This is a genomic window from Flectobacillus roseus (genome assembly GCF_030056595.1).
Classification (GTDB): Bacteria; Bacteroidota; Bacteroidia; order Cytophagales; family Spirosomataceae; genus Flectobacillus; species Flectobacillus roseus.
The window spans coordinates 62,810-76,642 of the sequence record NZ_JASHIF010000019.1 but is presented as its reverse complement, the minus strand read 5'-3'; the positions used below and the strand labels follow the sequence as shown (position 1 = coordinate 76,642).

Annotated in this window: 11 protein-coding genes; 6 read left to right on the top strand and 5 right to left on the bottom strand. The window is 37.6% G+C overall.

The annotated features are described in order from the left end of the window. Window positions 1-167: 167 nt before the first annotated feature. Together QM524_RS19185 and QM524_RS19180 are read right to left on the bottom strand one after the other, a co-directional pair. Complete coding sequence (locus QM524_RS19185) at window positions 168-872, bottom strand: hypothetical protein (protein ID WP_283345787.1); 705 nt, start codon at window positions 870-872, stop codon at window positions 168-170. Window positions 873-1,057: 185 nt separating this feature from the next. Continuing rightward, a complete protein-coding gene (locus QM524_RS19180) occupies window positions 1,058-1,564 on the bottom strand; it encodes a phosphoribosyltransferase family protein (RefSeq protein WP_095160796.1) in 507 nt (168 codons plus the stop codon). A 214-nt stretch (window positions 1,565-1,778) separates the two neighbouring features. On the opposite strand from QM524_RS19180, the gene QM524_RS19175 reads away from it, so the two are divergent. Together QM524_RS19175 and QM524_RS19170 are read left to right on the top strand one after the other, a co-directional pair. Beyond that, window positions 1,779-2,183 carry a DUF4783 domain-containing protein gene (locus QM524_RS19175; RefSeq protein ID WP_095160795.1) on the top strand — a complete coding sequence of 135 codons (405 nt, stop codon included), beginning with the start codon at window positions 1,779-1,781 and terminating at the stop codon, window positions 2,181-2,183. Window positions 2,184-2,374: 191 nt separating this feature from the next. Then, window positions 2,375-2,926, top strand: a complete 552-nt coding sequence (locus QM524_RS19170) for a YcxB family protein (RefSeq protein WP_205690772.1) — start codon at window positions 2,375-2,377, stop codon at window positions 2,924-2,926. Between the two features lie 223 nt (window positions 2,927-3,149). Here QM524_RS19170 and QM524_RS19165 read toward each other — a convergent pair whose 3' ends face one another. After that, the gene (locus QM524_RS19165) at window positions 3,150-4,430 is read right to left on the bottom strand and encodes a hemolysin family protein (RefSeq protein WP_283345786.1); all 1,281 of its coding nucleotides are present in this window, start codon (window positions 4,428-4,430) and stop codon (window positions 3,150-3,152) included. Window positions 4,431-4,526: 96 nt separating this feature from the next. Beyond that, window positions 4,527-5,744, bottom strand: coding sequence for an MFS transporter (locus QM524_RS19160; RefSeq protein ID WP_283345785.1), 1,218 nt, complete (start codon window positions 5,742-5,744; stop codon window positions 4,527-4,529). A 236-nt stretch (window positions 5,745-5,980) separates the two neighbouring features. On the opposite strand from QM524_RS19160, the gene QM524_RS19155 reads away from it, so the two are divergent. Further along, window positions 5,981-6,205, top strand: a complete 225-nt coding sequence (locus QM524_RS19155; RefSeq protein WP_095160792.1) for a hypothetical protein — start codon at window positions 5,981-5,983, stop codon at window positions 6,203-6,205. Window positions 6,206-6,413: 208 nt separating this feature from the next. Here QM524_RS19155 and uvrA read toward each other — a convergent pair whose 3' ends face one another. Beyond that, window positions 6,414-9,287 carry an excinuclease ABC subunit UvrA gene (uvrA, locus tag QM524_RS19150; RefSeq protein ID WP_283345851.1) on the bottom strand — a complete coding sequence of 958 codons (2,874 nt, stop codon included), beginning with the start codon at window positions 9,285-9,287 and terminating at the stop codon, window positions 6,414-6,416. A gap of 389 nt (window positions 9,288-9,676) precedes the next feature. On the opposite strand from uvrA, the gene QM524_RS19145 reads away from it, so the two are divergent. The 3 genes from QM524_RS19145 to QM524_RS19135 all read left to right on the top strand — a co-directional run bounded on the left by QM524_RS19145 (window position 9,677) and on the right by QM524_RS19135 (window position 13,695). Then, window positions 9,677-10,264: a hypothetical protein gene (locus QM524_RS19145; protein WP_166549667.1), complete on the top strand. Its 588-nt coding sequence runs from the start codon at window positions 9,677-9,679 to the stop codon at window positions 10,262-10,264. 4 nt (window positions 10,265-10,268) lie between these two features. Next, window positions 10,269-10,505 (top strand): hypothetical protein, encoded by a 237-nt coding sequence (locus tag QM524_RS19140; protein WP_283345784.1) that lies wholly within the window; start codon window positions 10,269-10,271, stop codon window positions 10,503-10,505. Between the two features lie 382 nt (window positions 10,506-10,887). Continuing rightward, the gene (locus QM524_RS19135; protein ID WP_283345783.1) at window positions 10,888-13,695 is read left to right on the top strand and encodes a M16 family metallopeptidase; all 2,808 of its coding nucleotides are present in this window, start codon (window positions 10,888-10,890) and stop codon (window positions 13,693-13,695) included. Window positions 13,696-13,833 lie beyond the last annotated feature (138 nt).

The window sequence follows — 13,833 nt, the reverse complement described above, 5'->3', positions numbered from 1 at the left end:
TAATGGAGTAACATCAAATGCCCTAGTAAAGTTACCAAAATTTATGAAGGTTTTAGAAGAAAGCTTTTAATAGTGGAGAAGGTGCAAAGGCACAGAGGCACAAAGTGGGGGAACAAAAAATAACATGTTATGCAATTTTTAAATTTCTTCAAACTAAACTAATTGATTCATGGGTTCTTGAGAAATTCAGATACTGGAATTTTTACTGGTAAATAATCCACATCTCTTGGCATTTTTACAACTATACTAGTCCCATCAAAAATAATAGATTTATAAACCTCAAGGAAATACAAAAGAGCATTTTTGGATTGGTGAATCTCTTTCTCAAATATGACTTCATTATCGCATTCTACAGTAATGTTTGAGAACATATCAGCTTTTTTGAAGTTGAAGCACAATGAGGCAACATATTGCTTATCAGAAATATTAAATGTACTTGTTAAATGTTTATAATTTGGATTCAAATCTATTTCAAGACCTTTTCTATATGCATATTCTACCGCTTCAAGTAATTTTTGGTTCTTCATTAACTTGGCTGATTGAGAAAGATATGTACAGGATTTTTCCCAAATAAGCATGTTCATTTCCTTCCAATTTAATTTTATAAACTCGACTCTATCAAAAATACCATTATATTTTAAATGTCCTCCTCCCCCCCCATAATAATAGTGTTTTTCTTTGGGCGAATTTGGGTGTAATTCATATGTTTTCTCAGTTCTAAAATAGATATTTATAAATTGTATTGATTTCCCATCATATTTCTCATTTAAAAGCCGATTTAATAGGATGGATAATCCATAAAAATTATGGCCTATCGTACTAAGAGATTCATCTCCATCTTCAAACCAAAATAATGTTCTTCCTATTTTCATGTTTACTAAAAGTAGAGGTAGAATGAAAAGTCTTTTGCTTGAGAGTAATGAGATGTCCTTGGAGCGAGCGAGTATTCTAAAAGCGATACTCGCTCATGTAATATCTAGAATGACAGAAGCTACAAAATCATACATCTCTACAAAATGGTTGAGTATTTCAATAACCACTCAATCACTAAATATCTCTAGCTCAAATAAACGCCAACTTCATCAGGGTTGTCTAGGATAACTTTTACGTGCTCGTTTATCGTTGTAGATAATTCGTATCCGATATAATTTGCGGCAATTGGAAAGCGATGGTAGCCACGATCCACGATAACGGCTGTTTGAAGACGCTTCACATGCAAACGCAAAAACGGTGATAAGCCATAAGCGAAAGTACGACCAGTATTCAACACGTCGTCTACAACAACAATAGCTTTTTGCTCTAGTAGGCTATCCTCACAGTCAAATGTGATACTTGGATTAGGTACTTCTTTGTCCATATCAATAAGTACCGCAATGGCTTTGATTGGAGAGATACTTCCAATCATTTCGGCAAGTAATTTGGCAAACGAATATCCTTGTCCTTTGATACCAGCAATGATAATTTCAGATTCTTCAAAATTGTTTTCGTATATCTCAAACGCAATACGTTTGATTTTTTGAAGTACCTGTGTTTGGTTTAGTATTTGATTATCTGTTAGTTCCATGATACGAAGATATTAAAACTTTATTGACCTCTATAGCTCTTTCTAAGCAATTATAGAGACGATTCTAATTGCAAGTCGCAATATTAAGACTTGAAAGATAAATTTTTAGATAATTGGATAAATAATATTCAAAAAAAAATGCTTTCAGGAGGGCTGGCACAATTTGTGCGGAATCACTGTCATATAACTTCATCCAGTTATATTGACACACAACATGAAAATACTACTTTCATTTATTCTTACTTTAATATTTTGGACTTCGTGGGGCGGTGCTGACCCACAAAGTTTTGCGGTTGGAAAATTACTTACGTCTCTCAAACAAGGTCAAGCAAGTGAGCTAGCTTCGATGTTTGACGAGAATGTGGATTTATTAATTGATGCTGAACAAATTGATTTTAGTGAGATTTCACAAACGCACGCCGAAATCATTCTAAAGTCATTCTTTAAACGTTGGCCACCACAAGACTTTCAGTTAGTTCATCAAGGTGCCAATTCTTTGTCTCAGTATTACAGAGGTCTGTACAAGACCAATCGAGGGAATTATGCGGTGTATATCCTGCTCAAAAGAAATCAGGATAGGTTTTTGGTCGAAAGTATTCAGTTTAGAAAAGAAAAGTAATCTTTTGGAAGGTGTTGGAGATGTAGAGGTTAGCACAAATAACTTGGAGTGAATCCTCTCGTAATGTAGATTTGTTAAGAAATATTGACAGCGTAGCAAGTGAAAATACTTAGCTACGCTTATTTTTTGTACATTTGCAGTCTGTTTGCGAACAATAGCATAATTTACAATAAAGCATAAAGAACAACGACATGGCAAAAGGATATGCACAGGGTCAGCAAAGACGAATGGTGCAAATGCCAGTAAATCCACTGGCTATCAAAACAAAAAAGTATGCGCTTGATAAAAACAAGTTTATTACTCTTAATATGAGCCAAATGGTCAAAAATCAATGGTATTGGGGTTTTGTACCACTTGGACTTATCGCTGTGAACGCGGTGCTCAATATTACAGGTATTTATCACAATTACTGGATTTATGTATTGACTCTTATTGGAGCGATTGGTTATGTTGCTTTCTGGGCAATTCAATTTACGGGTGTAACGCAGTTGGATCAATACAAACAACTTTTTGAAAAATATCGCTACGAAATTGATAGTCGTCAAATTTTGATGAAAATTACAGACGAACAAGGTGGTGTTATCAAATGGGATATGATCAAAACTGCTAGAAAAGAAAAAGAAGCTTATGTGTTGGATTTGGGTCAATATCAGTTTATCTATTTGCCATTCAGCATTTTCTCAAACGATAACGATAAGAAATTGATGGATAAAATCTTAAGAGATAAAGGTTTTATTTCTTAGATAATCCCTAATTGAGTGATTGGTGATTGAGTGCATGAGTGATTATGTTAAAATCTGTATTTAGTAGAGACGCAATGTTTGCGTCTTTAGCCGAGTCAAAACCAACATTCTAGTATCAAAAAAAGCGGTCGGAAATTATTTTTCCGACCGCTTTTTTGATGAACTTTCCCGAAAAAATGATAGCATTTTCAAATCTCCAAATCTTCAAATTTTCAAATTCAAATTACCCCTCTGCATTTAAGATTTTAATTAAAAGCTTATCGACTTTAGCGCCGTCCATATCAATAATTTCGAAACTCATATTTTGCCAAATAATGGTATCTCCTTGTTGTGGCAAATCCGTCAATTCATTCAAGATTAACCCAGCTACTGTATTGAAAGAGTATTCTTGAAAATGATTAGGCAAATCAAAGAATTGTAAAAAGTCGACCAAAGGATACTGTCCGTCAATTAACCAAGAGTCGTCTTCTCGCTTGTCTAAACGATAACCATCGTGGTCAAAATCTGATACGTTTCCTACCAAAGCTTCCAGCAAATCATTGAGCGTTACGATACCTTGGGTTTGACCATATTCGTCAATGACAATCCCATAATGGATTTTACTATCCTTAAAACGCTGTAAAGCTTGATAAGCCGAAGCATTTTCAAGAATAAATTGTGGAGGCGAAAGATATAAGCTCAAATCAAAATCGGTTTGACTCAAAGGCAAAAACAAGTCCTTCAGACGCACTACGCCAATAATATGATCTTTGTCTTTTTCGTAAACAGGATATAGCGAATGCAATTCTTCATGAATCACTTCTCTGATTCGGTCGGAAGAATAACTTGCTTTCAAAAATACCACATCGTTGCGATGCGTCATCAACGATGATACATTTCTATCGCCCAGACTAAACACACGCCCCACAATGTCTTGTTCTATTTCATGAACCTCGCCACTTTCGGTGCCTTCTTGCACAATCGCTTTGATTTCCTCTTCGGTTACTTTACTGTCGGTAGAGGGTTTGATATTGAGAATTTTGATGAGTAAATCTGATGAAAAAGTCAAAAGCCAAACAAAAGGAGCCGTAAGCGTCGATAGCATATTCATGGGACGAGCCACTGTTTTGGCAATAAACTCAGGATTGGTGAGTCCAATACGCTTTGGAACAAGTTCCCCAAATACCAACGATAGATAAGTGATTAACAAAACCACTGTTGTTACTGCCAAAGTATGCTGATAAGGAGCGATTAACTCAAACTGCCCATAAAACTCTTTGATATCGGTAGTCATTTTTTCTCCCGAAAAAATACCTGTCAAAATACCAATTAGAGTAATTCCGATTTGAACTGTAGATAAAAAACGGTTGGGTTCATTGGCAATACTCAAAGCAATTTTGGCATTGCTATCTCCTTTTTTCGCAGCAGATTCGAGTCTTGCTTTTCGGGCAGAGACAAGTGCAATTTCTGACATTGAAAAAATGCCATTGATAAGGATTAATACAAAAATGATGAGTAGTTCCATGTAATAAAAATCAATCAACAGAATGATTTGAGAGTGAGTATTTGAGGTGCTAAGTTAGGGATTGTATATGACAAATACTCACACGTAAAGACAGCATTAATTTGAATGTTTAATAAAATACTTTTGTAGCAATAAAAAACCAAGCATCGAAGTCAAACATAATCCTCCCATGACATACCAAAGTTCCGCAAAATCCCATCTTTGGATAATCTGCGCACCAATGGTAGGAGCACTGATTTGGGCAATTGAATAACACATTGAATACAGCGCTAAATATTGGCCTCTATTTTTTTCGTTGGCTCTATCCACGACCAACGTTTGCATGAATGGCATGGCAAACATTTCGCCAATGGTATTAAAAGCCACCGAAAACCATATAAACATGACGGCTGTGGATACATTGAGCACAAAAAACGAACAAGCCGTAAGCAACAAACCTATCGCTATCAACACAGGACGAGGTAAGCGTTTTTCGATGGTGTGAACAAATATCATTTCGGTGGTAGCAATCAACAAACCATTGAAAACCATAAAAGCACCAATTCTAGATTCAGAAAGCTTTATGACTGTTCTGAAATATAAAGGCTCTAGCGAAAATAGTTGAAAAAATGGGATAGCATACATGACTACCAAAACCAGAAATACCCAATAGAACTTATCCTTGTAAGCCGAATTGGGCAGATTACTTACATGAGTTTCTGTAGACTTTGAGGCGGTAGCGTCAATTACTGGAGGTTTAACGAATACTCGTAGTAAAATGGCAGCTACGATACAGGTTACGCCATCGCCCCAAAACAGATAGTTGTAATCCATCTCTGCCAAAATACCGCCCATCCCGCCACCGATAGACCAACCTAAGTTGATAGCCAAACGATTGAGTGTGTACGAGCGTGTGCGATTTTCGGGTGTGCTATAATAGGCAATAGAAGCGCCATTGGCTGGGCGAAAGGTATCGCCAAGTGTTGTGAAAATAAATACCCCTGCACAAATGCTGTACAAGGAGGTTAATTGCATTAGAACCAATAAAGCAATTCCTGAAAGTAATAAACTGTAAAATTGGATAGGATAAAAACCTATTTTATCGGTTAGTTTCCCACCTAAAAAAGTGCCAAATAACGCTCCTGTGCCATAAAACGCCATGACAATCCCTGCGTCAGCTACCGAGAAATGAAGTTTTTGAGTAAGATATAAAGTTAAAAATGGCAAAACCATCGTCCCACTGCGATTGACAAACATAATGGCCGACAAGAGCCACACTACTTTGGGGAGTCCTCCAAAGGCATTTTTGTAGATATATAAAGGTTTGAAAAACATATTTTTAGGTTGAGATTGAAGCAAATCATGGTCAATTTATGCCAGTACAAAATTGAAAAAAGTCTGTGAGGATTTGGTATGATTTTTGGGAGCTCTTTTAAAAAAATCTATCTTTGGTTAACGGTCAAGCAACGAATTTTGTAACTTTGTTGTTAACTAGTTGAATAACAATTATTTCTCTCCTATTTCGTGTAAAAGATTGTTTTAACCACACAACCCACCAAAAGAATAGTGTTATGAAAGACTCGCCAGTAATTTTAACGCCTGAATCCGTAGAGCTGCTTGTTGCGAATATCGCAGAGGAATTATTGAGAGGGCAAAATACTTATAAGTCTGAAACGCAAGCTGTGCGTAAAAGAATTAAGATAGGAATGTTGAAAACTCTTTCTTATCAAGAAATTCTTTACACAAATAGACAAGCGTCGAAACTTGAGCCTGTTGCTCAATCTGACTTAGCTTAGTCATTTGCCTTACCGCCATAAGGTATAAAAAAACAAGCCCCTTTTATCCTTCCTGACTTTATATAATCCTTTTTAAAACTTTGTATCAACTTTTCAGCATTATTGTGGCGATTGGAGCTATAATAGGTGAATTGTTATGACTTTAAAAATTCAGATGTCAGCTACACAATAGATATGTGTGGCTGACATCTGAGTGAGACGCTTTAGCTTATAATTTCTCTTTCAAAAATGTAGCGGTAAAGCTATTCCCTTCTTTCACCATGTCTTCGGGTGTGCCTGTAAAGGTGATGTATCCTCCCTGATTGCCTCCTTCTGGACCAAGGTCAATGATATAGTCTGCCGATTTGATGACTTCCATGTTGTGCTCGATAATAATCACCGAATCGCCTTGTTCAACGAGTGCGTTGATGGCTTTCAAGAGTTTTTTAATGTCGTGAAAGTGCAAACCTGTCGTAGGTTCATCAAAAATAAAGAGGGTTTTTCCTTTACTCGAATTTCCTTTTCCTAAGAAACTTGCCAATTTGACACGCTGCGCTTCGCCACCCGACAAAGAGCTTGAAGATTGACCTAATTTGATATAACCCAAGCCTACTTCTTGTAATGGAATTAGTTTATCTGCCAATTTGGGGTCTTCTTTTGAGAAAAGATCTATGGCCTCATCGACAGTCATATCCAAGATTTCGGCAATATCTTTTTCTTGGTATTTTACGTCTAAAATTTCTTGTTTGAAACGCTTTCCTCCACAAGATTCGCATTTGAGGCGCACATCTGCCATAAACTGCATTTCGATCGTTACTTCACCTTCACCTTGGCAAGTTTCACAACGTCCGCCGTCTACGTTGAACGAAAAATGCGCTGGTTTATATCCGCGGTTTTTCGAAATAGCTTGTTCTGAATACAACAAACGAATTTGGTCATAAGCCTTGATATAGGTAACAGGGTTTGAACGGGAAGATTTACCAATTGGATTTTGGTCAATCATTTCAACTGCTTCTATTCGGTTGAGGCTACCACTCAATTCTGTAAACTTGCCCGTATCTTCGGTAAAGGTTCCTAAGTGTCTTCCTAAGGCAGGAAATAACACTTTACGAATAAGCGTCGATTTCCCAGAACCACTTACACCTGTCACCACCGTGAGTACCCCAAGTGGAAACTTGACATCTAAGTTTTTAAGGTTATTTTCTCGGGCGCCTTTGATATCTATAAAAGCAGTAGCTTTTCTGCGAAACTTTGGCACAGGAATACTATCTTTTCCTGTCAAGAAATTAATCGTATGGCTTTGTAATTGTGTGACTTGTGCATCGCTCAATTGTTCGTAATTTCCTTGAAACACCAGTTGCCCACCATGACTCCCCGCATCAGGACCGATATCAATGATTTGGTTGGCTACACGCATGACTTCCTCTTCGTGTTCTACCACAATCACGGTATTTCCCAAATCTCTTAGCGATTCTAAGACAGATACCAAACGTTGCGTGTCGCGTGGGTGCAAGCCAATCGAAGGTTCATCTAAAATGTACATTGAGCCTACAAGGGCACTTCCCAGTGAAGTGGCTAATTTGATACGCTGAAACTCACCACCCGATAAAGTCGAAGTAAGACGATTGAGTGTCAAATATCCCAAACCCACACGACTCATAAAATCTAGTCGGTTTTGGATTTCTTGTACAATACGCTTCGACAATTCCATTTGGTAGTCAGGAAGCTCGAGTTTTTCAAAAAACTCTGTTACTTCTGAGATAGGCATCAATACCAAGTCGATAATAGACTTTCCATTGATTTTGACATATCCCGCATCTTTACGCAAGCGTGAACCCTGACAGTCGGGGCAAGTAGTACGACCACGATAGCGAGAAAGCAAAACTCTAAATTGAATTTTGTGGGTCTCGGTTTCGAGCATTTGGAAAAAGGCATTGAGTCCCGAAAAATATTCGTTTCCTGTCCACAATAGGGCTTTTTCTTGTTCTGTCAAATCTTTGTAGGCTCTATGAATAGGAAAGTCGAACTTGATACCATTACGCAACAAAGGAATAAGCCATTCGCCCATTTTTTCGGTACGCCAAGGAGCAATAGCCCCTTCATAAACTGATAAGTTATGGTCTGGAAAAATAAGGTCGTGGTCTAAGCCTAATACTTTTCCAAATCCTTCACAACGTTTACAAGCGCCATAAGGGTTATTAAAGCTAAAAAGATTGAGCGAAGGTTCTTCAAAAACAATACCGTCGGATTCAAATCTATCTGAGAAAAAACGGGTTTCTTGTCCTACAAGCTCAATATAACAAGTGCCACTTCCTTCAAAAAATGCCGTTTGTACCGAATCAGAGGCACGAAACTGTGTTTCTTCCTCGGGCTGACCGTCTTCTTCTTTTTTGATGACCAATCGGTCTATTAATATTCTGAAATTATTTTTTACTAGGTCAATAGGAGGGAGCGCTTCAATTTGGGTAGGATTTTCTAGTAATTCTTCCAAAAATAAAGTCTCGTCATCTACCACAATACGAGTGTAGCCTTTTTGCATCAATACCTGCATTTCTGCTTGTAGACTACGTCCTTCTCTCAAAAATAATGGTGCAAGAATCAACACTCTTTGTCCAGACTCTTGTTCAAACAACCAGTTGACCACATCGGTAACGGTATCTTTTCTAACGATATTTCCCGAAAGAGGCGAATAGGTAATACCTGTGCGAGCAAATAATAATTTGAGATAATCATAAATCTCGGTAGTCGTACCAACCGTCGAGCGAGGGTTTTTAGTAGAAACCTTCTGCTCAATCGCAATCGCTGGCGATACGCCTTTGATATAGTCTACATCAGGCTTTTCCATTCTTCCCAAAAACTGACGGGCATACGAACTTAAGCTTTCGACATACATACGTTGCCCTTCGGCAAAAAGCGTATCGAAGGCCAAAGAAGATTTTCCCGAACCAGACAAGCCTGTAATCACTACAAGCTGGTTGCGAGGAATCGCTACGTCGATATTTTTGAGGTTATTAACTCTCGCTCCTTTAATGATAATATTCTTTTTGGGATCGAGATTTTCTATGGAAGATTGTTGGTTCAGCGTGATTTCGGCAGTATTCATCAAAATGTCGGATAGTTGAATTTTGGCAAATGATTGGTAAGGGTAATTGCCAAATTTTGTCCAAAACAAGTACAGGCAAAATAAGGATAGACAAACCTTGAGTTGTCATCAAGAAGTTGTCCTCTCAAAGTTAGACAAAAAACTAGACAAGATTGTTTCGTATGTGCGCAAGAATGTAGCAAACTTTCCATTAATTTAAGGGTTTGATACAAGTGATTGCAACGAAATGATGGGTAAAATGTGTCTTTATGAATAAAGGATGATGGTTTATTCAGACAAAAAAACAAATAGGTTGTACTAATAAGCCTATTTGTTTGAGGATAACATCTTTTTGTTGATAGATGAAACATCTATAGCTTATTGAAACACAATAGATTAATTTTCAAACCATGAAAAAAATACTTCTTATTCTCTGCTTACTAACCGCAGGTAACATAACAAAAAGCTGGGCGCAAGAGCCTGTTGTAATTAAACAAGATGGCGCAACGGGTGACCTCGACGCCGAGGAAAACGAAGAACCAGACGTAAGAGATTTATCCTTCCGCGAAAGATTGAAGTTTGGGGGTGGTATCGGTGGTTTGCAGTTTGGTAACCCAACCCTTATTTCTGTTTCGCCAATGGCTGGTTATTTATTAACAAACGAAATGACAGTTGGGCTGGCTGTAGATTATCAATATACCAAATACACTGGTGCAACAGCCTATAACTTATACGGTCCTAGACTTTTTACCCAATATCGTCTTCGTTTTTTAGAGTCTATCTTGTCTAAAGCATTTGCACAAGGAGAGGTTCAACAGTATTATGGTAGTGCAGGAACCTATAAACTCAATTATGATCCTCAATTTTTGGCAGGTGTTGGGTTAGGATATGGTGGCTTCCAGATTTCAGCATTGTATAACTTTAGTTATTCTTCCAATAATCTAACATCTCCCTATGGTAGCCCTATTGTTATCCGAGTAGGAGGCTTTTTCTTCTAAGCTTATGGTAAACGAAAAACGCGGTTTTGATGGCCTTCGCCAGCTCATCGTTCAGGTGATGATAGGCATAATGAGTTTTTTTCAAATAGTCCTTACCCTTATATTGGCAATTATTGCTTTTAAAGTCTATCAAGACCCTAATTTTTGGGAGGAGGCTAATGGGGGCAAAATCGTAAGTATTTCCGTAGCGTTACATATTGCACTGCTGATTTTGAAAAAGAGATTCAAACAGATGAGTTAAGTAATTATTTTTTTATTACAGTTTAGAAACTGTAATAAAAAAATAAGTCCAAGACTAAGTCTTGAACTAGTAATAGACTCAATCTTGAACAAGTAACATATTTTTTGGTGTAGCATCGACCCTTGTGGTTGCCATTTTGAAGGCGACAACTGCAAGGGTTGATGCTACACCATTTTTATTTTAATGGCAAGGGTCAAATTATCACTCATTCACTCATTCACTCAATCTTAACTCACTCAATAATAAAACGCGCATGTTTCTGGTTTTAATTTTTACCGAATAATAGAGTGAAATCAAAACATTCATTAAATTTGGAAGATACGATAAGTAGATCTTGTTGTATGAATCAATACTTTTTAAATCTCATAACTTTAAAACTTTCATGAAAAAAGTTGTTCACCTAATTGCTACAGTCGCTTTAGGAATCTCTTTGAGCTTTGTAGGCTATGGACAAACCGATTTGAGCCAAAAACTACCCATGGATCCGTCGGTGCGTGTGGGCGTATTGCCCAATGGAATGAAATATTTTATCCAGAAAAATGCAGAACCTAAAAACCGTGCTCAGTTGCGTTTGATGGTAAAAGCTGGTTCGGTGCTCGAAACCGACGAGCAACAGGGCTTGGCGCACTTCATGGAGCACATGAACTTTAACGGTACCAAAAACTTCCCGAAAAATGAATTAGTTAACTTCCTTCAAAAATCAGGGGTTCGTTTTGGTGCTGACTTAAATGCTTACACAGGTTTCGATGAAACGGTGTATATGCTTCCTGTGCCAACTGACTCGATCGAAGTTTTCAAAAAAGGTATTCAAATTTTGGAGGATTGGGCGCATAATGCCACACTCGAACCCAGCGAAATCGACAAGGAACGTGGCGTTGTATTGGAAGAATCTCGTTTGGGGAAAGGTGCTCAAGCTCGTATGCGTGACAAGTATTTTCCTTTGATTTTGAATAACTCTCAATACGCCAAACGTTTGCCTATCGGGAAAGATGATATTTTGAAAAACTTCAAATATGATGTTTTAAAGCAATTTCATCAAGATTGGTATCGCCCCGACTTACAAGCCGTAGCGGTAGTAGGTGATGTGGATGTGGATATGGTCGAAAAAATGATTAAAGAAAAATTCGGCGCAATTCCTGCGGTAGCCAATCCAAAACCAAGAGTGAAATATGATATTCCGTTGACTGGCGGAACAGACGTTGCCATCGTTACAGATCCTGAGCAACCAAATACGGTGATTCAGGTAATCTCGAAACAACCAAAGAAAAAAGACGTAACTTATCAAGACCGTCGTGATGGTATCGTTCGTTCGTTGTTCAATATCATGCTTTCTTCTCGTATTCAGGAACTGACGCAAAAGGCTGATCCTCCGTTTTTGTATGGACAAGCAGGATATAGTGGTTTCTTGAGTAACCTCGACGGTTTTAGCTCGATTGTAGTAGCCAAAGGTGACAATATCGAAGGCGGTTTGAAAGCTATTTTGGAAGAAACTGCTCGTGCCAAAAAGTTTGGTTTTAACGCAAGCGAATTTGAGCGTGCTAAAAAAATGTATTTAGTTAGCCAAGAAAATGCTTTTAAAGAAAAAGATAAGACTAGCTCGGAAGATTTAGTCGATGGTTTGGTGAGTGCATTTTTAGAAGATGAAGTACTTACTTCTATTGAGTTTGGTTATGATTTTACGAAAAAATATATCGAGACAATCAAACTTGAGGATATCAACGCGGCTGCAAAAGCTTTGATTACTGATGATAACCGTGCAGTAGTTTTGATGGCGCCAGAAAAAGATAAAGACAAGTTGCCTTCTGCCGAAAAAATCAAAGAATTGTTGAATAATACTGGCAAAGATGTAACAGCTTACGTTGACCAATCTGTACAAAAACCATTGATTGAAAAATTACAAAAAGGAAGTAAAGTGGTTGCTACTAAGCAAATTCCAGAAATCGGTGTGACAGAATTGACTTTGGGCAATGGCGTAAAAGTAGTGGTAAAATCGACAGATTTTAAAAACGACGAAATCTTAATCAGCGGTTACAGTGTTGGTGGTTCAAACTTGTATGCAGATAAAGATGCCGATAATGCAAAGTTAGCCTCAACAATTGCCTCTATTTCGGGAGTAGGAGAGTTTAATACCATCAATTTGCGCAAGTTGTTGACAGGTAAAACGGTAAGAATTGCACCATATATTGGAGCGACTACCGAAGGTATCAGTGGCTCGTCGACGCCAAAGGATTTTGAAACAGCGTTGGAATTGATTTACAGTTATTTCATGCAGCCACGTTTGGATGCTGAGGTTGTAAAAGGATTTTTGAGTAATCAGCGTGACGGGTTGTTGAGTCAACAAAAAACGTTGACACCAGAAAAAGTATATAGTGATTCATTGACTGCGGTATTGTCGAGCTATCACCCACGTAGTATGCCTATTACGGCCGAGCGTATTGAGAAAATTGATGCAAATAAAGCTTTCGCTATTTACAAAGAGCGCTTTGCCGATGCCTCAGACTTTACGTTCTTCTTTGTCGGTAATATCAATTTGAAAGAATCTCAACCTTTATTTGAAAAATATTTGGGTGCTTTACCTTCATTAAAGCGTAAAGAAGTTGCTAAAGATTTGGGTATTTATCCGCCAAAAGGTAAGGTCGAAAAAACCGTTTACAAAGGCACAGAACCAAAAGCTAGAGTAACAATGGTATGGTCGGGACCGTTGGTGTACAACGCCGAATCAGATAAGCAAATCGAGGCACTTTCTGAAGTATTAGAAATCAAATTGATTGAAAAATTACGTGAAGAAGAAGCAGGTGTGTATGGTGTTCAAGTAGGAGGTTCGGCTTCAAAAATTCCGTCGGCGCGTTATAGCTTCAGAATTGGTTTTGCTTGTGCTCCTGAAAATGTTGAAAAATTGGTGGCTCGTACCTTGGCAGAAATTACTGCAGTACAAACAAAAGGTGCTGAACAAACAGATATCGATAAATTCAAAGCTGAATCAAAACGTCAAACAGAAGTTCAGTTACGTGAAAACGGTTTCTGGTTAGGATATCTTCAAGGACAATATCAGTACAAAGAAGACTTGAAAGATGTATTAAAAGAAGAAACTTTGATGAAACAAGTAACGGTAGAAAGCACTAAAAAAGCAGCTAACCAATACTTAGGTAAAGACTTTATTAAAGTTATTCTTTTACCAGAGAAAAAATAGAACTGAGATAAATCTCCAAATTTTCACTAAAAAAGGCGTTCGAAAAATTCATTTCGAACGCCTTTTTTGATGGAATATTTCAGAATCCTACGTTTTTAGACGTAAAGTATTACGTCTCTACTGCAATAAGATAATTTT

Excerpts from the sequence above, each read along its gene's own strand:
- QM524_RS19160 (WP_283345785.1), bottom strand. The coding sequence starts at position 5,744 with ATGTTTTTCAAACCTTTATATATCTACAAAAATGCCTTTGGAGGACTC.
- QM524_RS19165 (WP_283345786.1), bottom strand. The coding sequence starts at position 4,430 with ATGGAACTACTCATCATTTTTGTATTAATCCTTATCAATGGCATTTTT.
- QM524_RS19175 (WP_095160795.1), top strand. The coding sequence starts at position 1,779 with ATGAAAATACTACTTTCATTTATTCTTACTTTAATATTTTGGACTTCG.
- QM524_RS19135 (WP_283345783.1), top strand. The coding sequence starts at position 10,888 with ATGAAAAAAGTTGTTCACCTAATTGCTACAGTCGCTTTAGGAATCTCT.
- QM524_RS19145 (WP_166549667.1), top strand. The coding sequence starts at position 9,677 with ATGAAAAAAATACTTCTTATTCTCTGCTTACTAACCGCAGGTAACATA.
- QM524_RS19140 (WP_283345784.1), top strand. The coding sequence starts at position 10,269 with ATGGTAAACGAAAAACGCGGTTTTGATGGCCTTCGCCAGCTCATCGTT.
- QM524_RS19180 (WP_095160796.1), bottom strand. The coding sequence starts at position 1,564 with ATGGAACTAACAGATAATCAAATACTAAACCAAACACAGGTACTTCAA.
- uvrA (WP_283345851.1), bottom strand. The coding sequence starts at position 9,287 with ATGAATACTGCCGAAATCACGCTGAACCAACAATCTTCCATAGAAAAT.
- QM524_RS19185 (WP_283345787.1), bottom strand. The coding sequence starts at position 872 with ATGAAAATAGGAAGAACATTATTTTGGTTTGAAGATGGAGATGAATCT.
- QM524_RS19155 (WP_095160792.1), top strand. The coding sequence starts at position 5,981 with ATGAAAGACTCGCCAGTAATTTTAACGCCTGAATCCGTAGAGCTGCTT.
- QM524_RS19170 (WP_205690772.1), top strand. The coding sequence starts at position 2,375 with ATGGCAAAAGGATATGCACAGGGTCAGCAAAGACGAATGGTGCAAATG.